Annotated in this window: 18 protein-coding genes; all 18 read right to left on the reverse strand. The window is 68.1% G+C overall.

Annotation, left to right across the window (positions count from 1 at the left end):
* Positions 1–42: 42 nt before the first annotated feature.
* The 18 genes from atpA to Q1K09_RS09585 all read right to left on the reverse strand — a co-directional run bounded on the left by atpA (position 43) and on the right by Q1K09_RS09585 (position 19305).
* Positions 43–1671: a F0F1 ATP synthase subunit alpha gene (gene atpA, locus Q1K09_RS09500; protein ID WP_300345115.1), complete on the reverse strand. Its 1629-nt coding sequence runs from the start codon at positions 1669–1671 to the stop codon at positions 43–45.
* An 86-nt stretch (positions 1672–1757) separates the two neighbouring features.
* Entirely contained in the window at positions 1758–2567 is an 810-nt protein-coding gene (locus Q1K09_RS09505) for a F0F1 ATP synthase subunit delta (protein ID WP_300345117.1), read from the reverse strand.
* Positions 2567–3124, reverse strand: a complete 558-nt coding sequence (locus Q1K09_RS09510; protein WP_300345119.1) for a F0F1 ATP synthase subunit B — start codon at positions 3122–3124, stop codon at positions 2567–2569. The genes Q1K09_RS09505 and Q1K09_RS09510 overlap by 1 nt, the downstream gene beginning before the upstream one ends.
* An 87-nt stretch (positions 3125–3211) precedes the next feature.
* The gene (locus tag Q1K09_RS09515) at positions 3212–3415 is read right to left on the reverse strand and encodes an ATP synthase F0 subunit C (protein WP_300345121.1); all 204 of its coding nucleotides are present in this window, start codon (positions 3413–3415) and stop codon (positions 3212–3214) included.
* 118 nt (positions 3416–3533) lie between these two features.
* Positions 3534–4343: a F0F1 ATP synthase subunit A gene (gene atpB / locus Q1K09_RS09520; RefSeq protein WP_300345123.1), complete on the reverse strand. Its 810-nt coding sequence runs from the start codon at positions 4341–4343 to the stop codon at positions 3534–3536.
* Positions 4344–4532: 189 nt separating this feature from the next.
* Positions 4533–4967, reverse strand: a complete 435-nt coding sequence (locus Q1K09_RS09525) for a hypothetical protein (RefSeq protein ID WP_300345125.1) — start codon at positions 4965–4967, stop codon at positions 4533–4535.
* Complete coding sequence (locus Q1K09_RS09530; RefSeq protein ID WP_300345127.1) at positions 4964–6208, reverse strand: MraY family glycosyltransferase; 1245 nt, start codon at positions 6206–6208, stop codon at positions 4964–4966. Before Q1K09_RS09530 ends, Q1K09_RS09525 begins: the two co-directional genes overlap by 4 nt.
* Positions 6209–6215: 7 nt before the next feature.
* Complete coding sequence (locus tag Q1K09_RS09535) at positions 6216–6971, reverse strand: L-threonylcarbamoyladenylate synthase (protein WP_300345129.1); 756 nt, start codon at positions 6969–6971, stop codon at positions 6216–6218.
* Between the two features lie 13 nt (positions 6972–6984).
* Positions 6985–7926, reverse strand: coding sequence for a peptide chain release factor N(5)-glutamine methyltransferase (prmC, locus tag Q1K09_RS09540; protein WP_300345130.1), 942 nt, complete (start codon positions 7924–7926; stop codon positions 6985–6987).
* Positions 7927–7931: 5 nt separating this feature from the next.
* A complete protein-coding gene (gene prfA, locus Q1K09_RS09545) occupies positions 7932–9014 on the reverse strand; it encodes a peptide chain release factor 1 (protein ID WP_300345150.1) in 1083 nt (360 codons plus the stop codon).
* A 196-nt stretch (positions 9015–9210) separates the two neighbouring features.
* Positions 9211–11106, reverse strand: a complete 1896-nt coding sequence (gene rho / locus Q1K09_RS09550; protein WP_300345132.1) for a transcription termination factor Rho — start codon at positions 11104–11106, stop codon at positions 9211–9213.
* A gap of 206 nt (positions 11107–11312) precedes the next feature.
* Positions 11313–12350 carry a homoserine kinase gene (gene thrB / locus Q1K09_RS09555; protein WP_300345134.1) on the reverse strand — a complete coding sequence of 346 codons (1038 nt, stop codon included), beginning with the start codon at positions 12348–12350 and terminating at the stop codon, positions 11313–11315.
* A gap of 60 nt (positions 12351–12410) precedes the next feature.
* Positions 12411–13493: a threonine synthase gene (thrC, locus tag Q1K09_RS09560; protein ID WP_300345136.1), complete on the reverse strand. Its 1083-nt coding sequence runs from the start codon at positions 13491–13493 to the stop codon at positions 12411–12413.
* Positions 13494–13495: 2 nt separating this feature from the next.
* Entirely contained in the window at positions 13496–14818 is a 1323-nt protein-coding gene (locus tag Q1K09_RS09565) for a homoserine dehydrogenase (RefSeq protein WP_300345152.1), read from the reverse strand.
* A gap of 61 nt (positions 14819–14879) precedes the next feature.
* Positions 14880–16355: a diaminopimelate decarboxylase gene (gene lysA, locus Q1K09_RS09570; RefSeq protein ID WP_300345138.1), complete on the reverse strand. Its 1476-nt coding sequence runs from the start codon at positions 16353–16355 to the stop codon at positions 14880–14882.
* 14 nt (positions 16356–16369) lie between these two features.
* Positions 16370–18028 carry an arginine--tRNA ligase gene (argS, locus tag Q1K09_RS09575; RefSeq protein WP_300345140.1) on the reverse strand — a complete coding sequence of 553 codons (1659 nt, stop codon included), beginning with the start codon at positions 18026–18028 and terminating at the stop codon, positions 16370–16372.
* A gap of 9 nt (positions 18029–18037) precedes the next feature.
* Positions 18038–18727, reverse strand: coding sequence for a response regulator transcription factor (locus tag Q1K09_RS09580; protein WP_300345142.1), 690 nt, complete (start codon positions 18725–18727; stop codon positions 18038–18040).
* Positions 18724–19305, reverse strand: coding sequence for a hypothetical protein (locus tag Q1K09_RS09585; RefSeq protein WP_300345144.1), 582 nt, complete (start codon positions 19303–19305; stop codon positions 18724–18726). The genes Q1K09_RS09580 and Q1K09_RS09585 overlap by 4 nt, the downstream gene beginning before the upstream one ends.
* Positions 19306–19904: the final 599 nt, after the last annotated feature.

The raw sequence follows: 19904 nt of genomic DNA on the forward strand, positions 1-19904 counted from the left end.
TTCCCTCAGTACGGTGAAGCTATCTCCGCTGTGAGCCGCAGCTCACTTCGAGGCGGGGATCTCTTCCTGTGCGATGTCGTCGTCGGAGAGCGCGTCAGCGGACTCATTGCCCACGATGGAGGACGGGCCCTCCGAGTGGAAGTTCCGCTTGAACTCTTCGATGGCCTCGTTCAGCGTGTTGACCGTGTCGTCCTCCAGCTTGCCGGTGGAGGCGATGGCGCCCAGCACATCGGTCTTGCGTCGCAGGTGCTCGATCCACTCGGCCTCGAACCGCTTCACATCGGCAAGCTCGACATCGTCCAGGTGACCCTGGGAGCCGGCCCAGATGGAGACGACCTGCTCCTCCACCGGGTAGGGGCTGTACTGAGCCTGCTTGAGCAGCTCGGTCTGACGCTCACCGCGGGTCAGCTGCTGCCGGGTGGCAGCGTCCAGGTCCGAGGCGAACATGGCGAAGGCCTGCATATCGCGGTACTGCGCCAGGTCCAGCTTCAGCGTGCCGGAGACCTTCTTCAGCGCCTTGGTCTGTGCGGCGCCGCCGACGCGGGAGACGGAGATGCCCACGTCGACTGCGGGACGCTGGTTGGCGTTGAACAGGTCCGACTGCAGGAAGATCTGACCGTCGGTGATGGAGATGACGTTGGTGGGGATGTAGGCCGAGACGTCATTGGCCTTGGTCTCAATGATCGGCAGGCCGGTCATGGAGCCGCCGCCCATGTCATCGGAGAGCTTCGCGCAGCGCTCCAGCAGACGGGAGTGCAGGTAGAAGACATCACCGGGGAACGCCTCGCGGCCCGGCGGGCGGCGCAGCAGCAGGGAGACCGCGCGGTAGGCCTCAGCCTGCTTGGAGAGGTCGTCGAAGATGATCAGCACGTGCTTGCCGTCGTACATCCAGTGCTGGCCCAGTGCGGAGCCGGCGAACGGCGCCAGGTACTTGAAGCCGGCCGGATCCGATGCCGGGGAGGCGACGATGGTGGTGTAGTCCAGCGCACCGTTCTCAGCCAGGGTCTGGCGCACCGAGGCCACCGTGGAGGCCTTCTGGCCCACGGCCACGTAGATGCAGCGCACCTGCTTCTTCTCGTCGCCGGACTCCCAGTTGGCCTTCTGGTTCAGGATGGTGTCGATGGCGATGGCGGTCTTGCCGGTCTGGCGGTCGCCGATGATCAGCTGGCGCTGGCCGCGGCCGATCGGGATCATGGCGTCGATGGCCTTGATGCCGGTCTGCAGCGGCTCCTCCACGGACTTGCGCTGCACCACCGAGGGGGCCTGCAGCTCCAGCGCGCGGCGCCCTTCGGCCTCGATGTCCCCGAGGTCATCGATGGGGTTGCCCAGCGGGTCCACGACGCGGCCGAGGAACTTGTCGCCCACCGGCACGGAGAGGACCTCTCCGGTGCGGGTTACCTCCTGGCCCTCTTCGATGCCGGAGAACTCACCCAGCACCACCACGCCGATTTCGCGGGTGTCCAGGTTCTGGGCCAGGCCCAAGGTTCCGTCCTCGAAGCGAAGAAGTTCGTTCGACATGGCCGAGGGAAGTCCCTCGACTCGTGCGATGCCGTCGGCCGCGGAGATCACGCGTCCCACCTCGGTGCGCTCAGCGCTGCCGGGGTCGTAGGACGCGGCGAACTCATTCAAAGCACTGCGGACGTCGTCGGCGTTGATGGTCAAGTCGGCCATCTGCTGTCCCTGCTCTCCTCTGTCAGTGGCCGCCGCTTCTGCCGCGGCCTGTGGTTCAACGTATCTGTGTGTGAGCCAGCACTGGGCTAGCCGGCAAGTGTCCGCTGCAGGCTGGAGAGCCGGGCGGCGACGGTTCCGTCGACCACTTCGTCTCCGACCTGCACTCGGATGCCGCCGACCACTGAGGGGTCGACGACGACGTCAAGCTTCAGCTCACGCCCGAAGTAGCGGTCCAGGCTGGCGGACAGCTTCTCCCGCGTGGTGCTGTCCAGTTCCTTGGCGGTGGTGACCTGTGCGATCCAGCGCTGCTGGCGGGCGGCCACGGCGGTGGCGAACTTCTCGATCAGCGCCGAGGGGCGCAGCCCCCGCGGCTGGGTCACCGCACGGTCGATCAGCAGCCGGGCCTCTGCGGAGACCGAGGGGCTCAGCCGTGCAGCCAGCCGCTGCTTGGCCTCAGCAGGTGCCTGCCGGTCGGTAAGCGCCCGCTGCAGCTCGTGGGACTCTGCCACTGTGCGGCGGAAGCCCAGCAGCGCGCCCTCGAGCTCCTCCAGGCCCTGCAGTCCCCCGCGTTCAGCCTGGGCGGCTACGACGTCGACCGCGAGGTTCTCCACCGCGTCGCCGAGATCCCGGTCGGAGCTCCAGCGGCGAGAGACGACCGCTTCGAGCATGCCGACCGTTGTCTGCTGGGCCTTGGAGCCGAACAGCGAGCGGACCACTGAGGCCCGCCCCGCCGGCTCCCGCGCCGGATCGGTCAGCGCGCGCCGCAGACCGGCGGAGCCGTCGATCACGTCCAGAGCCGCAAAGAGCTCATCGGCCACGGTCAGGCCCGCCGAGGCGATCTGCTCGGCCAGATCGCTGCGCAGCGAGGCCAGAGATTCGCTGGTCACCGCCGCCATTACTGTGCTGCCCCCTGGGTCTGCTGCTCAGCATCCAGGTCAGCCAGGAAGCGGTCCACCACGCGCTGGGAGCGGGCGTCGTCCTCCAGGGCCTCGCCGATGATCTTGGAGGCCAGGTCGGTGGCCAGGGATCCGACGTCGGTCTTCAGCTGCGCAGCAGCCGCGGCCCGCTCGGCCTGGATCTGAGCCTGTGCCTGCTCGCGGATGCGCGAAGCTTCCGCAGCGGCCTTCTCCTGGGCCTCGGCAACGATCTGCCCGGCCTCGGCCCGTGCCTCGTCCCGGATCCGGGAAGCTTCGGCGCGCGACTCGGCCAGCTGCTTCTGGTACTCCGCCTTGAGCGCCTCGGCCTCGGCCTTGGCCTCCTCGGCCTGGTTGATGCCGCCCTCGATCGCCTCAACGCGGTTCTGGTACGCCTGTTCGAACTTCGGCGCGATCCACTTGATAACGACGAAGAGCAGCACCAGGAAGCCCAGGGCCGCCACAAGGAGCTCCCAGGGATTGGGGGCCAGCGGGTTGGCGTCGCCCTCCGCCGCCTGGATCAGAGATGCGCTGATCATGTGTTCACCCGTTTTCACTAAGTCTGGTGGTCTTCAGAAGAGTGCCGGAACGTCCCGGCCCGGTCATCTGTTCTGCCGGCAGGCAGCTCAGAGGACGAAGGCGAAGACGAGGGCAAGAATGAAGACTGCCTCTGCCAGCGCGAAGCCGAGGATGGCGATGGGCTGCAGCACGCGCTGAGCCTCCGGCTGCCGAGCCACGCCGTTGATGTAGGCGGCGAAGATCAGCCCGATACCGATGGCCGCACCGGTGCCGGCGAGGCCCATGCCGATCATGTTCAGGTTGCCTTCCATATGTTTTCTCTCTTTCTGTTGCGGTCCCGGTGCACCTCACCGGGATGGTCTCTGTGTCTCCGTCCCCGGATGTGTGCCGGGACCGGACGGCTTGTGCTGCTGCGTTCGCAGCGGTTGGTCAGTGTGCCTCGGCCTCGATGGACCCCTGGATATAGATGGCGGTCAGCAGTGCGAAGACGAATGCCTGGAGCACCATCATCACCAGCTCCAGGAAGTACAGCGGAATCGATCCGAGCAGGATGAGTACGCCCAGTCCGGTGTTGGCGATGCCCTCCTGCTGGACGATGAGGTACTCGGCGGCCGATCCGGCAAGCATCACGATGATGTGGCCGGCGAGCATCACGGCCATCAGACGCAGGGAGTGGGTGACCGGCCGGATGATGAAGTTAGACAGGAACTCCAGCGGGACCAGCAGGGGGAGCAGGTACTTCGGCACACCGGAGGGGACGGTCACGAGCTTGAGGTACTTCGCGCCGTGCATCCGGAAGCCCAGCACCACCCAGGTCAGCCAGATCATGCCCGCCATGGCGTAGGCCGGGCCGGCGTGGGAGAAGGTGGGAAGCTGCAGGAACGGTATCGCGCCGAAGATGTTGTTGAACAGCACGAAGAAGAAGACCGTGAACAGCAGCGGCACCCAGGGGCGGAAGTGCTTCTCGCCGAGGATGTCCCGGCCGAGGGTATTGCGCACGAACGCGTAGCCGGATTCGGCGATCCACTGCGTCCGGGAGGGAACCAGAGCCTGCTTGCGGATGGCGAAGGAGAACAGGGCGATGATCAGCAGCACCGCCAGCAGCGCCATCAGCATGTTCTTGCCGAAGCCGGTGCCCCACTCGGCCATCCAGGGGAAGATCTCGGGGAGATGGGTCTCACTGATGGTGGGCGGCTGGAAGCCACCCTCTTCGGCGGCTCTCAGGGCAAGCGATGACAACGCTGGTCCTCTCATCGGTCGTCGAATGAACGAGACCACAGTCTCAGGTTCGGGCGAGGAAAGTCGACGCAGAGTGATTCCCGCCACAGCCTCGCCCACCCTATCAAAGTGCGGATCCGGCCTGCGGCGTCTTCTGCGCCGCCCCCACATTACTACAGCGCGTAGAAAATTGCCGCATCCCCTCCGGGATCAGTCTGCGGGACGCTCCGGCTGGGGCTCGATGGGCAGGCGCATAGAGGCGAAGCTGAAGATCTGGGCGGTCTGCCAGACCACCAGCGTGCCGATCCCTGCGCCGATGGCCCAGCCGGGCTGCAGCCAATCGGCCGGGGGCACCGCCGCGGCCAGCAGCACCAGACCCACCACCTTCACGGCGAAGCCGACCAGGAACAGCCGCATCGTCCAGCCGGGCGCGCGTCGGTCGCTCCAGTCCACCAGTGCCAGTGTGGTGAAGGAGATGACGGCCACTGCGCCACCGCCGAAGGCCGCAGAGCCTGCCGCTGCTGATCCGCCGATCACTGCTGCTGCCCCTGCGGCTGCCAGCAGCGCTGCCGCGCCGCTGGTGGAGGCGATCAGCAGCACCCGCCGCCAGCGCCGGGCCCGGGGAAAGAGCCGCGCGGTGCTCATACGTCCCCGTTGCGGCTGCTGTGCGGCCGGTCAGCAGGACCGGTGCTTTCATCGGTCTGGGGCAGCTGGTCGGCCTCGTCGAGGTCGGCGTCGTGACCGGTGCCGGGCAGCGCACTGGGTTTGAACGCCGCTGCGGGATTGATCCGCCCTATCCACTGCCGCATCCAGGGCCCGAGGGTCAATGCGGTGGCGGCGGCGAAGGCCAGGGCCATGGCGAGCAGCACGGCCTGCCAGGGCAGAAAGTTGAACGAGACCGAGCCGAAGGCGAAGATCGCGGCCCACAGGTACAGCAGCAGCACTGCTTGGGGGTGGGAGTAGCCGGAGTCGATGAGCTTGTGGTGCAGGTGTCCGCGGTCCGGGCTGAAGGGTGAAGTCCGCCGGGCAGCTCGCCTGAGAACCGCGAGGATGAGGTCCAGCAGCGGCAGGATCATCACTGTCAGCGGCAGCAGCACCGGCATATAGGCCGGGATGTTGCGGAAGCGGAAGGTCTCCTGGTGCAGCTCCAGGGAGGCGGTGACGATCAGCGCACCGGCGACCATCACCAGGCCCAGCAGCATCGCTCCGGTGTCGCCCATGAGCACATTGGAGGGGTGGAAGTTGTGCGGCAGGAAGCCCAGGCAGGAGCCGATGAGCACTGCCATCAGCAGGGTGACCAGGTTGGAGGCGTCGAACTCCTGGATCGACAGCGCCAGCATGTAGCTGTAGAGGAAGAAGGCGGACCCGCCGATGGCGGCGACGCCGGCGGCCAGGCCGTCCAGACCGTCGATGAAGTTGAAGGCGTTGATGGTCATCACCACCAGGAACACGGTCAGGAAGCCCTGCAGCAGCGGGCCGCCTACTCCCAGCCAGCCGACCGGCATCACCTCCAGGCGGATGCCGTGCAGCACCAGGATGAGTCCGCAGCTGATCTGGACTGCCAGTTTGATCGCCCAGTGGATGTCCCAGGCGTCGTCGGCCATACCGGTGATCAGGATCAGCGTCATGGCCGTGAGCACCCCGATCACCGGGGTCAGGTCGCTGAAGAGTCCGGACAGGTACGGGATGCCGGCGGCCACGCCGAGTCCGGCCACCATTCCCAGGTAGATGGCCACCCCGCCCCAGCGCGGCTTGACCTCGGTGTGGATGTCCCGGGAGCGGATGGGGGTGTAGATGCCCAGCCTCAGCCCCAGCCGGCGCACCGGTGGGGTGAGCAGATACGTCACCACCGCGGAGACGCTGAGCACTATGAGGAAGTAGACCATATGCCCCTCAGGCCTGCGTTCCGGTCTGCGGCTGGTCCTCGTCCGGGCCGGCTTCGGCGTCGTGGGATTCTGCGCCCTGCTCGGCCTCAGCCTCGCCAGATTCAGTGCCCTGCTCCGCCTCGGCGCCGCGCACCTGCGGCACCACCGCCTGCAGCTCATGCAGCGGGATCGCGCCGTGACGCACCACAGTGGGGACCTCGCCGGTGCAGTCGACGATCGTGGAGGCCTGGTTCTGCCGCCGGTCGCCGTCGTCGAGGTAGATGCTCACCGAATCTGCCAGCATCTGGCGGGCCTCGGCGGCGGTGGTGGCCGCCGGCATCCCAGTGCGGTTGGCGGAGGAGACGGCCATGGGGCCCACAGCGGCCAGCAGCTCCAATGCGGTTTCGTCAGCGGGCATGCGCAGCGCCACGGTGCCGCGGGTCTCCCCCAGGTCCCAGGACAGCGAGGGCTGGGCCTGCAGAATCAGGGTGAGCCCACCGGGCCAGAAGGTCTCGGCCAGGGTGCGGGCGGCCTCGGGGATCTCGACGGCCAGGGCGTCCATGACGGATTGGCGGGCGATCAGCACCGGCGGGGGCACGGTGCGGCTGCGGCCCTTGGCGGCCAGCAGCACGGCCACTGCCTGGGGGCTGAAGGCGTCGACTCCGATGCCGTAGACGGTGTCAGTGGGCAGCACCACCGCTTCGCCCCGCTGCACGGCCTCGCGGGCAGCCTCGATGCCGGCGGCACGCTGCTGGTGGGAGGTTACGTCGATGGTCTCACTCACGCGCTGTATTCTTTCACGCCGGCCCGGAGGCTGATGTCTTCACCGCGCTGGTGGCCCGGGGTCGGCCGCTGAGGTCCTGGTGGGAGGTGACGTCGGCCAGCTGCGGATGGGCCGTACAGATCCGGGCCAGCGCATCGGCCTGCACCTCGGCGTGCTCGAGGATGAACCAGCCGCCGTCCACCAGCACGGCCGCGGCGGTCTCCACTGCGGCTCGCGGCAGCTCAAGCCCGTCGTCTCCCCCGCCGTAGAGCGCCAGCTGCGGGTCGTGCTCTGCGACCTCCACCTCAGTGGGTTCGCTGCCGGGCGGAATATAGGGCGGGTTGGAGATCACGACGTCGAACCCGCCGCTAGGGTCTGCCGCGCCGGTGGGGCTGCTCAGCTCACCGGCGGCGAGCAGGTCGGGCACCTGACGCAGATCCGCCCGGTGGAGAGTGACTGCGGCGGATCCTTCCGGCAGGTTCTGGAAGTTCAGCTCGGCCCATGCAGCCGCCTCAGCGGAGAGCTCCACTGCGTGCACGTCAGCATCGGGATGCTCTGCGGCCACGGCGGCGGCGATGGCTCCTGAGCCGGTGCCCAGGTCGATCACCCGGGGCCGGGTCACTCCGCGGCGGCGCAGCTGCGCCAGCCGGTCCAGGGCGTACTGGACCACCTGTTCGGTCTCCGGGCGGGGGATGAACACCCCGGGCCCCACTCGAAGGCTCAGGGTGCGGAAGGGGGCTTCCCCGGTGAGGTGCTGCAGCGGGATGCGTCGGGCGCGTTCGCTGATCAGCGCCCTCAGCTTCTGCTGGGCGGCTTCCGGAAGCTCAGCTCCGGCTGCGGCGCGGGCCTGCAGCTGACCGCGGCGCATGCCGAGCACATGGCCGGCCAGCAGCTCCGCATCCGCCCGCGGGCTGGAGACCCCGGCTTCGGCCAGCGCCTGGGCAGCGCGGCGCAGCTCGGCGGCGAGTTCTGCCACCTGGCTCAGCCGTTCTGCTCGGCCAGGGCGGCCAGGCGCTCCTGCTCGTCCATCTGGATGCAGGAGTCGATCACCGGGTCCAGCTCCCCGTTCATGACCGCGTCTAAGTTGTAGGCCTTGTAGCCGGTGCGGTGGTCGGCGATCCGGTTCTCCGGGAAGTTGTAGGTCCGGATGCGCTCCGAGCGATCCATCGTGCGCACCTGGGACTTCCGGGCCGCCGCGCTTTCGGCGTCGATCTGCTCCTGCTGGTGGGCCAGCAGCCGGGAGCGCAGCACGCGCATGGCTGCTTCTCTATTCTGCAGCTGGGACTTCTCGTTCTGCATGGCCACCACGATGCCGGTGGGCAGGTGGGTGATGCGCACCGCGGAGTCGGTGGTGTTCACACTCTGGCCGCCGGGCCCTGACGAGCGGTAGACGTCGATCTTCAGATCGTTCTGGCTGATCTCGATCTCTTCGGGCTCGTCGACCTCCGGCAGCACCAGCACGCCGGCCGCAGAGGTGTGGATCCGCCCCTGGGACTCGGTTTCGGGCACGCGCTGGACCCGGTGCACGCCGCCTTCGAACTTCAGGTGCGCATAGACGCCTTCGGCCGGGTCATTGGTGCTGGACTTCACCGCGACCTGCACATCCTTGTATCCGCCCAGGTCCGACGGTGTGGCCGAGAGGATCTCGGTCTTCCAGCCCTTGGATTCGGCGTAACGGGTGTACATGCGCAGCAGGTCCCCGGCGAAGAGCGCGGCTTCGTCCCCGCCGGCTCCGCCTTTGATCTCCAGAATGGCGTTGCGGGCGTCGTTCTCGTCCCGCGGGATGAGCATGCGCAGCAGACGATCGGCGGCCTGATCCAGCGCTTCGCGCAGCTGCGGGACTTCGGCGGCGAATTCGGGGTCCTCGTCGGCGAGCTCTTCAGCGGCTTGGAGATCATCGCCCAGCTGCTTCCAGGTGCGGTGGGCCTCCACCACGCCGTTGAGCTGCGCATACCGGCGGCCCAGCCGCTTGGCCAGGGCCTGGTCGGCGTGGGTCTCCGGCTGGGCCAGCTGGTCCTGCAGCTCACGGTGCTCCTGCAGCAGGGCGTCGACGGAGTCGAACATGCGGGGATTGATGTCGGTGCTCATGCTCTTCCTTGCTCCCCTGAGGATCCACCGGTCACTGGTGCGCCTAATTCCCGCCAGGGCCGGCGGAATTATGCGCAGAACTGACCGCTCAAGGGTGGGGGTGCGGCTCGGGACAGGAAAACCCGGGTCCAGGCGCCGCACTGGGGCGACGCTCGGACCCGGGTCTGCGCTGTTAGTCTCCGTTGCCGCCCAGGGTGGTCTTGGAGATCAGCATGAGGAACTCCGCGTTGGACTGGGTCTCCTTGAGCTTGTTCATCAGCAGCTCCAGGCCCTGCTGCTGGTCCAGTCCGGAGAGGACTCGGCGCAGCTTCCACATGATCTTGACCTCCTCGGGCGAGAGGAGAGCCTCTTCGCGGCGAGTCGAGGAGGCGGTGACGTCCACGGCCGGGAAGATGCGCTTATCGGCCAGGTTCCGGGAGAGCCGCAGCTCCATATTGCCGGTGCCCTTGAACTCTTCGAAGATGACCTCATCCATCTTGGATCCGGTCTCCACCAGCGCAGTGGCCAGGATGGTCAGCGAGCCGCCGTTCTCAATGTTCCGGGCGGCGCCGAAGAACCGCTTGGGCGGGTACAGCGCGGAGGCGTCCACACCGCCGGAGAGGATGCGACCCGATGCCGGCGCGGCCTGGTTGTAGGCCCGGCCCAGGCGGGTCATGGAGTCCAGCAGGACCACCACGTCCTTGCCCAGTTCGACCAGCCGCTTGGCCCGCTCGATCGCCAGCTCGGCCACGGTGGTGTGGTCGTCTGCGGGGCGGTCGAAGGTGGAGGCGATGACCTCACCGTCGACGGTGCGCTGCATATCGGTGACTTCCTCGGGGCGCTCGTCGACCAGCACCATCATCAGGTGCACCTCGGGGTTGTTGGTCTTGATCGCGTTGGCCACCGCCTGCAGGATCATCGTCTTGCCGGCCTTGGGCGGGGAGACGATGAGGCCGCGCTGGCCCTTGCCGATGGGGGCGATCAGGTCGATCACCCGCGGGCCGACGGCCTTGGGGTCGGAGGACTCCAGGCGCAGCCGCTCCTGCGGGTAGAGCGGGGTCAGCTTGCCGAAGTCCACCCGCTCGCTGTTCAGCTCTACGGGCCGGCCGTTGACCTTCTCCACCTTCACCAGGGCGGCGAACTTCTGGCGCTTGTTATTGCGCTGGTTCTCCTGAGGCGCTTTGATGAAGCCGGTGACCACATCGCCCTTGCGCAGGTTGTTCTTCTTCACCTGCTGCAGGGAGACGTAGACGTCGTTCTGACCGGGCAGGTAGCCGGAGGTGCGCACGAAGGCGTAGTTGTCCAGCACGTCGAGGATGCCGGCGATCGGGATCAGCTGATCCTCGTCGGTGACCTCAGTGTCGTCGTGCTCGGGTCCGCGGCTGCGGTTGCGGCGGTTGCGGTCATTGCGGTTGCGCCGCCGGTTGCGGCGGTCGTTGCGGCCTCCGCGGTCGTCGTCGGAGTTGTCCTGCTGGTTATCGCGGTCCTGCTGGTTATCGCGCTGCTTCTGGTCGCCGCCGCTCTGGCCGCCGTCGTTGCGGTCCCCGGAGTCGCGCCCCTGCTGGGAGGAATCCTGGTCCCGGCCGCGGTCGCGGCTGCGGCGGCTGCGGGAGCGGCTCTCACCCTTGGACTGCTCGGAGGAGGCGTCCTCCCCCCGGTTCTGTCCGGGCTCGCTCTGGTCGGCCTGCTGAAGGCCGGCGTCGCCGCCGGTGTCCTGGTCGCCGGAGCCCTTCTCCTGGCCGGATGCGCCGCGGCTGCGGCGTCCGGAGTCCTTCTGCTTCTGCTCGCCGGAGCGGTCTTCGGCGTTGCTCTTCTGCTGTCCGCCCTGCTCCTGTCCGGAGCCGGCGTCGCTGGTCTGGTCGGCTTTGCCGTTCTTCTCGGCCCGGTCGGCCACGGCGCCGCCGCGCTGGTGGGCGGAGATCGCCTCCACCAGGTCGGACTTGCGCATCCGGGAAGAGCCGGGGATGCCCAGCTGGGAGGCTAGCGCCTTCAGCTGAGCCAGCTTCAGGCCGGCAAGTCCGCCGTTGGAGTTCTGGGATGCCTGATCGGCAGTCTGAGCCTGTGCGGTCTCAGTGGTGGTGTCTGTCACGAAGGTTTCCTTCTCCCTCGTCGGGCAGGTCGCGTCAGATGCGACCGACGGTTTTCATGGCAGTCTTTCGCGTCGCGTCAACCTGTGTTGAAAGAATTTCCCAGCGCTGCATGGCGGGCAGTGCATACCCGATGCACGGTTCAGAATCATCAGCCCACAGTGGGAAAGCGCGATGTGCGCGAAAGCTATGCGGCAACAGATTGCGGCTACCGCGGTGCTTCCACTGTAGCACCTGAGGCGGCTATTGGCAGGTTTTGGACGCTGAAGGTGTCGCCGGGGGCACGCGGGGCCGCGAAATCGGCGATGTGCTGGGCCGCTGAGGCCGCGTTCTGCTGCTCAGTGAGCACCAGCACTGCGGGCCCGGCACCGGAGATCACCGCCGCGTGGCCGGCCTGGCGCAGTGAGTCCACCAGCGCCATGGAGGTCGGGAACGCCTCCCTGCGGTATTCCTGGTGCAGGTAGTCCTCGGTGGCCTCCAGCAGCAGGGCCGGCTCTGTGGTCAGCGCGTGCACCAGCAGGGCGGTGCGGGAGGCGTTCTTCGCCGCGGTCTCGTGCGGGACGCTGACCGGCAGCACATCCCGGGCGGCCTGGGTGGACTGGGTGAAGTCCGGCACCGCCACCACTGTGGTCAGCTCCGGATGCGGCCGCAGCGCTGCGGTGCGGTAGAGCGTGTCCGGCCCGGAGCTGGAGGCCCAGGAGACTGCCGCCGAGCCGTGCAGCGCCGGCGCATAGTTGTCCGGATGGCCTTCGATGCGCGAGCCGATCTGCAGCTTCTCCTCATCGCTGAGTCCGCCGGGGATGAGCTGATCGGCGCTGACCACGGCGGTGGCCACTGCTGCGGCGGAGGATCCCAGCCCGCGGGAGTGCGGGATCCGGTTCTGCGCCCGCACGGTGAGATCGGGCAGGCTGTATCCCTTGGCCGCCATGATCTGCTCCACCACGGTGACCACCAGGTGGGAGGCGTCGGTGGGCAGGGTGGCTGCTCCTTCGCCGTCGACGACGACGTCGACCCGCGGCTTCTCCGGGTCCTGCGCCGGCTGAGCGTGGACTTCGATGACATCGCGCAGCTCCAAAGCTAGGCCCAGCGTGTCGTAGCCGGGGCCCAGGTTAGCGCTGGTAGCGGGCACTGTGAGGGTGAACCGGGTCTCTGCCGTGCACGCCGGGCGCAGCGTCCCAGCCGGCTCCCCGGCCGCGTGGTGGGCGGCTAAGCCTTGGCCCAGCTGTCCCAGTGGTGCTCCTGCCATGATCGTCTCTTTCCTTCTGCGGCCTGCCCTGAGAGTCGCGCGCGCCAGAGTCCCAGCGCCCTAGAGTCCCAGTGCGCGGGCTACTGTCTCCACATCCTGCGGCAGCTGGGTGGGGCCGGGCGCGGATCCGTCGGCGCCGCGCAGCTCGGGGTTGTTCACCGCCCAGTCTGGGTCCTTCAATCCGTGCCCGGTGACGGTGATGACCCAGCTGCGGCCCTCAGGCGCCTGTCCTGCGGCGTGCTTCTTCAGCAGCCCAGCCACTCCGGAGGCGGAGGCGGGCTCTACGAAGACACCCTCTTTGGCCGAGAGCCAGCGGTGGGCGGCGAGTATCTCCTCGTCGGTGACTGCCTCGATCAGTCCTGCTGATTCGTCGCGGGCGGCCTCGGCGTACTCCCAGGAGGCGGGGTTGCCGATGCGGATGGCGGTGGCCACCGTCTCCGGCTCGGTGATGGGATGTCCTGCCACGATGGGGGCGGCCCCGGCGGCCTGGAAACCCCACATCACCGGGCGGGAGCTGCTCACGCCGTCGTCGCAGTACTCCTGGTAGCCCTTCCAGTAGGCGGTGATATTGCCTGCATTGCCCACCGGCAGCAGGTGGAAGTCCGGTGCATCGCCCAGGGCGTCGACCACTTCGAAGGCGGCGGTCTTCTGCCCTTCGATGCGGGCCGGGTTGACCGAGTTGACCAGGAACACCGGGTAGTTCTCGGCGAGTTTGCGCGCAATGTCCAGGCAGCCGTCGAAGTTGCCGTCGATCTGGATGATCTCCGCACCGTGGGCCACAGCCTGGGAGAGCTTGCCCATGGAGATCTTGCCGGCTGGGACCAGGACCGCGCAGGTCAGCCCGGCCTGGGTGGCGTAGGCGGCTGCGGAGGCTGAGGTGTTTCCGGTGGAGGCGCAGACCACTGCCTGGGCGCCTTCGGCCACCGCGGCAGTGATGGCCATGGTCATCCCGCGGTCTTTGAAGGAGCCGGTGGGGTTCATGCCCTCGACCTTCAGGTGCACCTCCCCGTTGACCAGGGCGGACAGGGCCGGGGCGTGCACCAGCGGGGTGCCGCCCTCCCCCAGGGTGATCACCCGGGTGGTCTCGTCCACCGGCAGCCGGTCGGCGTATTCGCGGATGACCCCGCGCCACTGGTGAGCCATGACTACTTCTCCACCTCCACGCGCAGCACCGAGTTGACCGTCTTGACCACATCGAGTGCGTGCAGGGCGTCCACGGTCTCCTGCAGGTCCTTCTCCCGGGCCAGGTGGGTGACGATCTGGACCTTCGCCCCGTTGTCGGAGTCCTCCACTTCGCCCTCCGTGGTCACCACTCCGGGCTGGCGCATGGATTCGATGGAGACGTGGTGCTCGGCCAGCACGTGGGCGATCTCGGCGATCACGCCTTCCCGGTCGGCGACGTCCATATCGATGTAGTACTGGGTGGTCGCCTTCTCGATCGGCAGGGCCGGCAGCTGCACTTCGCTGGAGATGGTGGGCGACTCGGCCAGAGGTGCGCGCAGGCGGCGCGCCACGGCCACCAGATCCCCCATGATGGCGCTGGAGGTGGGCCGGCCGCCGGCTCCCTGGCCGTAGAACATCAGCTCTCCGGCGTTCTCGGCGACGACGAAGACGGCGTTGAATGCCCCGCGGACACTGGCCAGCGGGTGGGTCCGCGGCAGCAGTGTGGGGTGTACGCGCAGCACCGCGCCCTCGGTCTGCTTCTCCGCGATGGCTAGCAGTTTGATCACATAGCCGGACATGGCCGCGGCTTCGATGTCCTCCTGGGTGACCTCGGTGATCCCTTCGCAGTGGACATCGTCCAGGCTGTAGGGGGCGTGGAAGGCCAGGGTGCTGAGGATGGCGGCCTTGGCTGCGGCGTCCCGGCCTGCGACGTCGGAGGTGGGGTCTGCTTCGGCGAAGCCCAGGCGCTGGGCTTCGGCCAGGGCGTCGTCGAAGGCCGCCCCGGTGCTGTCCATCTGGTCCAGAATGTAGTTGGTGGTGCCGTTGACGATGCCCATCACCTTCACCACCCGGTCCCCGGAGAGGGACTCTTCGATGGGCCGCAGGATGGGGATGGCACCGCCTACGGAGGCCTCGTAGCGCAGCACTCCCCCGTGCTCGGCGGCCACGGCGTTCAGCTCGGCTCCCCGGGTGGCCAGCAGCGCCTTGTTGCCGGTGACCACAGCGGCGCCGCGGCGCAGGGCACGGTCGATGAGGCCGGCGGCAGGCTCGAGTCCGCCGATGAGCTCCACGATCACATCGGCCTGGTCCACCAGGGCTTCGGCGTCGGTGGTCAGCAGCTCGCCGGGGATTCTCCAGTCGCGAGGGGCCTCTGGGTCGCGCACTGCGACGCCGACCAGGCGCACCGGGGTGCCCACCCGGGCGGAGATCATCTCCCGCTCCTCCACCAGGGTCCGGGCCACCTGGGCCCCCACACTGCCGGCTCCCAGCAGGCCGATGCGGATCGTGTCTTCGGTGCGGGTCATCATCACCTCAATTGAACGTCATGGACCTCGGGTGTCGACGTCGGCAGCGGTCTGCGGCGTCCTAGGGCGCATAGCCGGTGTCGCGGGCCAGCATCTGCTCTTCGGTCTCACGCCGGATGAGCACCTGGACCTGACCGTCTCCGACGGCGACGACGGCGGGCCGGGTCAGGTAGTTGTAATTGCTGGACAGCGAGTGGCAGTAGGCGCCGGTGGCCGGGACGGCGAGGATATCTCCGCGTGTCACAGCCGGTGGCAAGTATACGTTTCGCACCACAATGTCACCGGATTCACAGTGTTTGCCCACTATGCGAGACAGCACGTGCTGCCCGGTGATCCGACGGGACGCCAGCACGGCGGAGTAGTCGGCGTCGTAGAGCACTGGGCGGGGGTTGTCCCCCATGCCGCCGTCGACGGCGACGTAGCGGCGGGTGAGGCCGTCCTCAACCACCACGTCCTTGGTGGTGCCTGCGGTGTAGAGGGTCACACCGGCCGGGCCGACGATGCTGCGGCCTGGTTCGATGCTGATCCGCGGCAGGGGCAGCCGGTGGTCGGCGCAGTGGCGGCGCACTGCTTGGGCCAGCGCCGCGGCGATCTCCTCGGGCGCCCGGGGGTGGTCTGCCTCGGTGTAGGCGATGCCGTGGCCGCCGCCGAGGTCCAGCTCGAAGTCCTCGCCGGCCGGCAGCCGGCTGGAGAGGCTGACGCGCATCTGGGCGGCGAAGGCGATGAGCTTGCCCGCGGCGACCTCGAAGCCGTCGGGCTCGAAGATCTGCGAGCCGATGTGGCAGTGCAGGCCGATCAGCTCCACGCCGGGGGCTGCCGCGGCGCGCTCCACGGCCGTCCAGGCGGGGGACCCCAGATAGGGGTTGTCCCGGTCCTTCCGCTCCCCTGGGACAGGTGTCAGCGACAGCCCGAACTTCTGGTCCTCGTGGGCGGTGGCGATGTATTCGTGGGTGGAGGCGTGGACTCCGGGGGTCAGCCGCAGCATCACCGGGGCGCTGCGTCCCAGGTCCTGGGCGATGGCGGAGATGCGCTCGATCTCCTCCACGGAGTCGGCGATCAGCCGGCCTACGCCCAGTTCGATCGCCCGGGTGAGCTCGGCGTCGGATTTGTTGTTGCCGTGCAGTCCGATGCGATGGGCCGGCACTCCGGCGGCCAGCGCGATGGCCAGCTCCCCACCGCTGGCGGTGTCGATGTTCAGGCCCTCCTCTGCGGCCCAGCGGGCTGCGTGGGTGGAGAGGAAGGCTTTGCCGGCGTAGTAGACCTCCACCTCAGTTCCGGGCTGGTCGCCGTGGGCGGCGAAGGCTTGCCGGAAGGCGTGGACGAATCCGCGGGCGCGGGCCCGGAAGTCGGCCTCGGAGATCACATACAGCGGGGTGCCGTACTCGGCGGCCAGCACGGAGACCCGGACCCCGCCCAGCGTCAGTTCCCCGTCGGCGGTGCGGGCTGTGTAGGCCGGGAAGAGTTCGGCTTCCAAGTCATCGGTGTGTTCCCGGGGGCTCAGCCAGGCCGGCGCCAGCGGGTGTGCAGCTGCGGTCATCTCGGCCCGCCGTCCTACATCTGCTCCGGTGCGGAGACGCCGAGCAGGTCCAGTCCGTTGCGCAGCACCTGGACGGTGGCGTCGTTGAGCCACAGGCGGGTGCGGTTCAGGTCGGTGACCGGCTCCGGCTGGCCGTCTGCGTCCAGGCTGGGGGCGATGCGGCACTTTGCGTACCACCCGTGGTAGGCGGCCGCCAGGTCCTCCAGGTAGCGGGCGACCCGGTGGGGTTCGCGCAGCTCGGCTGAGCGCGCCACCACGGTGGGGAACTTGGCCAGGTGCGCCAGCAGCTCCTCTTCGCGCTCGTGGGTCAGCAGCCCGGCGTCGAAGCCGGTGCGCTCGACCCCCTGAGCTGCGGCGTTGCGGGCGGCGTTGCACGCCCGGGCGTGGGCGTACTGGACGTAGAAGACCGGGTTGTCATTGGTCTTGGCGCGCAGCAGCTCGGGGTCCACGTCCAGCGGCTGGTCGGCCGAGTAGCGGGCCAGTGTGTAGCGCAGCGCGTCGGCGCCGAGCCAGCTGATGAGGTCCTCCAGCAGAATCACATTACCGGCCCGCTTGGACAGGCGTGCGCCCTTGACGCTGATGAGCTGACCGATGATCACCTCAATATTGGCCTGCGGGTCGTCCCCGGCGCAGGCGGCGATAGCTTTGAGCCGTCCGATGTAGCCGTGGTGGTCGGCGCCGAGCAGGTAGATGTTCTCCTCGAACCCGCGCTGCCGCTTGTTCAGGTAGTAGGCGGCGTCGGCAGCGAAGTAGGTGGGTTCACCGTCCGCCTTGATGAGCACCCGGTCCTTGTCGTCGCCGAAGTCGGTGGTGCGCAGCCAGACTGCGCCGTCGCGGTCTTCGATATGCCCCTGTTCGCGCAGGGTGGCCACGGCCTGGTCGATCTTACCCTCAGCGTGCAGGGTGCGTTCGGAGAAGTAGACGTCGAAGGTGATGTGGAAGTCCGCCAGGGTCTGCTGGATCTGCGCCAGCTGGGCCTGGTAGGCGATCTCCCGGACCACCGGCAGGGCCTCCGTGCGGGGCATGGAGCGCAGATCGGGCCGTTCGGCCGCGGCCTGCTCGGCCAGGTCCTGAATGTACTGGCCCGGGTAGCCGCCCTCCGGGGTGGGTTCACCGTGCAGTGCGGCCAGCACCGACTCGGCGAATTTGTTCATCTGGCTGCCGGCGTCGTTGATGTAGTACTCGGTGGTCAGCTGCGCGCCTGAGGCCCGCAGCAGCCGCCCGATGGCATCGCCCAGGGCAGCCATGCGGGTGTGGCCCATATGCAGCGGGCCGGTGGGGTTGGCGGAGACGTACTCTAGGTTGACCGTGCGTCCGCTCAGCGCCTGATTGTGACCGTAGGTGTCACCGGCTTCCACAATGGTGCGGGCGAGCTCTCCTGCGGAGGCGGCGTCGAGGGTGATGTTGATGAAGCCCGGGCCGGCCACGTCCACGGCGGCGATGCCCTCATGGCTGCGCAGCCGCTCGGCCAGGATCTCGGCGAGCTGGCGGGGGTTCATCTGCGCCTGCTTGGCCAGCTGCAGGGCGATATTGGTGGCCCAGTCTCCGTGGTCGCGGCTCTTGGGCCGCTCGACTCGCACCTGGTCAGGGACGGCGTCCAGCACGACGTCGCCGTCGGCTGTTGCCTGGATGAGGGTGGAGTGCACTACCTGGGAGAGTTCTTCTGGAGTCACCCGTACATCCTAAAGGTGATTCTCAAGCGCGAGCACAGCGGCCTGCATCCGCGAGGACAGATGAAGTTTGGCCAGCACGCTGGAGACATGCGTCTTCACCGTCGCCTCCGTGATGAACAGCTCGGCGGCTATCTGGGCGTTGGCCAGCCCGCGGTCCAGGGCGGCCAACACCTCACGCTCCCGCGGGGTCAGCTGCGCCAGGCGCTCGTCACCAGCCGAAGGCCCTGCCGGGGACTGGGGCGGTCCTTGTCTGACGAAGGCATCGAGCACTCTGCGGGTGACCGCGGGCGCGACGACGCCGTCTCCGGCAGAGACCCGCCGGACGGCCTCAATCAGGTCAGCCGGCTCAGCCGACTTCAGCAGGAATCCTGCCGCGCCGGCCCGCAGGGCGCCGAATACCACCTCGTCAAGGTCGAAGGTGGTCAGCATGAGCACCTGGGTCGTCGTCTCGGATACCACCCTCCTCGTTGCCTCGATGCCGTCTGTTCCGGGCATGCGCGCGTCCATCAGCACCACATCGGGCCTCAGGGCGTGGGCCTGCCGGATGGCAGCTTCGCCGTCAGCAGCCTCACCCACCACGCTGATTCCCTCAGCGGTCTCCAGCAGCAGCCTGATGCCTGCGCGGACGCTGGAATGGTCATCAGCCAGCAGCACGGTGATCGGCTCTGCTGGCCCATGGCCCGGTTGCACTGTATTCACTGCCGCCCCTGCTGAACTGGTCCTCTGCTGGGCTGCAGCGGGATCTCTGCCTGCACCCGCCAAGCTCCATTGTGCCCCGCGGCGGTGACGCTTCCTCCTATGCTCCGCGCTCGTTTCTGCATAGCGATGATCCCGGTGCCGGCACCATGCACCTGGGGCTCGCGGGCGGCACCGGATGGTTCGGAGTCCACTGTCAGTGTCAGCCTCCGGGAGGTGCGCTCGAGCCGCACGAGAGCCTTCCGCGCGCCATGCCTGAGAGCATTGGCCAGAGACTCCTGCAGGATACGGGTCACTACACCACGCTCTGTCGGGGTCAGGTGCTCGGGCAGCTCGCCGAAGATCTCCACACTGAGTCCATGGTTCCGGGCATGGGCCAGCACCTGGTCCCATGTCGTATTGGTGAGCAGCTCGGCGGCGCCGTCGTCGCTCTCCTGCCCTTGACTACGCAGAACCTGAACCATCTGGCGCAGCTCGTCCAGAGCGCTGAGGCTGGTCTGGCGGATGGTGTGCAGCGCGTGCCGGTCGCGTTCGGTGTGGGGATCAGCGTTGAGCACGGCGTCGTGGAGTTCCCGCGCCATTCGGCGCCGCTCCTGATCCACCGCGGCGGCTCGCCTTCGCTCTTGCTGGGCAACCAACTCAGCGTGCTGCTCCTGCTCCAGGCGCTGCCGGATCTGGTCCTCGACGTGGCCAGAAGCCCCGCGCTCACCGCTGATGAGACGGCGTCGAGGAAAGCCACGAGCGCAGTCACGAGGACCACGACGCCGGCCAGCACGCGTTCGATCAGCTTCGCCCGGACGGCAGACGCTCGAATCCCATGGTTGTAGATGAGGTCGGTGAAGCAGATCAGGATCCCTACGCTGAAGCCGAAGCTGAGGTCTGCCAGCACAGTGGCTCCGCCCAGCGCCAGCGCCGGGGTGGGTCGGCGGGTCTTGAGCAGCATCACTGCCCCCATCACGGCCAAGGTCACCAGATGCCACCAGGGCCGCGGATCCCACGGGTGCCGCTCCCACCAGGGCAGATCGGTGGGACCGGCCCAGCCCACAAGCACCGCACCGGCAGCGAGTGCAAGGTATGCACCAGTCTGCAGATGCGCGCGATAGTTGCGGTTCACACCGCCATTCGACCACAGTGCTTGCCCCGGATGCCTCCGTCAAAGGATGGAGGCAGGGGTGTGCGC

This window comes from Nesterenkonia sp. (genome assembly GCF_029265375.1).
Lineage (GTDB): Bacteria > Actinomycetota > Actinomycetes > Actinomycetales > Micrococcaceae > Nesterenkonia.

What these genes read in the sequence shown, in the direction of transcription:
- atpA (WP_300345115.1), bottom strand. Translation starts at nt 1,671, where the DNA reads ATGGCCGACTTGACCATCAACGCCGACGACGTCCGCAGTGCTTTGAAT.
- Q1K09_RS09505 (WP_300345117.1), bottom strand. Translation starts at nt 2,567, where the DNA reads ATGGCGGCGGTGACCAGCGAATCTCTGGCCTCGCTGCGCAGCGATCTG.
- Q1K09_RS09510 (WP_300345119.1), bottom strand. Translation starts at nt 3,124, where the DNA reads ATGATCAGCGCATCTCTGATCCAGGCGGCGGAGGGCGACGCCAACCCG.
- Q1K09_RS09515 (WP_300345121.1), bottom strand. Translation starts at nt 3,415, where the DNA reads ATGGAAGGCAACCTGAACATGATCGGCATGGGCCTCGCCGGCACCGGT.
- Q1K09_RS09525 (WP_300345125.1), bottom strand. Translation starts at nt 4,967, where the DNA reads ATGAGCACCGCGCGGCTCTTTCCCCGGGCCCGGCGCTGGCGGCGGGTG.
- Q1K09_RS09530 (WP_300345127.1), bottom strand. Translation starts at nt 6,208, where the DNA reads ATGGTCTACTTCCTCATAGTGCTCAGCGTCTCCGCGGTGGTGACGTAT.
- prfA (WP_300345150.1), bottom strand. Translation starts at nt 9,014, where the DNA reads ATGTTCGACTCCGTCGACGCCCTGCTGCAGGAGCACCGTGAGCTGCAG.
- thrB (WP_300345134.1), bottom strand. Translation starts at nt 12,350, where the DNA reads ATGGCAGGAGCACCACTGGGACAGCTGGGCCAAGGCTTAGCCGCCCAC.
- thrC (WP_300345136.1), bottom strand. Translation starts at nt 13,493, where the DNA reads ATGGCTCACCAGTGGCGCGGGGTCATCCGCGAATACGCCGACCGGCTG.
- Q1K09_RS09565 (WP_300345152.1), bottom strand. Translation starts at nt 14,818, where the DNA reads ATGACCCGCACCGAAGACACGATCCGCATCGGCCTGCTGGGAGCCGGC.
- lysA (WP_300345138.1), bottom strand. Translation starts at nt 16,355, where the DNA reads ATGACCGCAGCTGCACACCCGCTGGCGCCGGCCTGGCTGAGCCCCCGG.
- Q1K09_RS09585 (WP_300345144.1), bottom strand. Translation starts at nt 19,305, where the DNA reads ATGGCGCGGGAACTCCACGACGCCGTGCTCAACGCTGATCCCCACACC.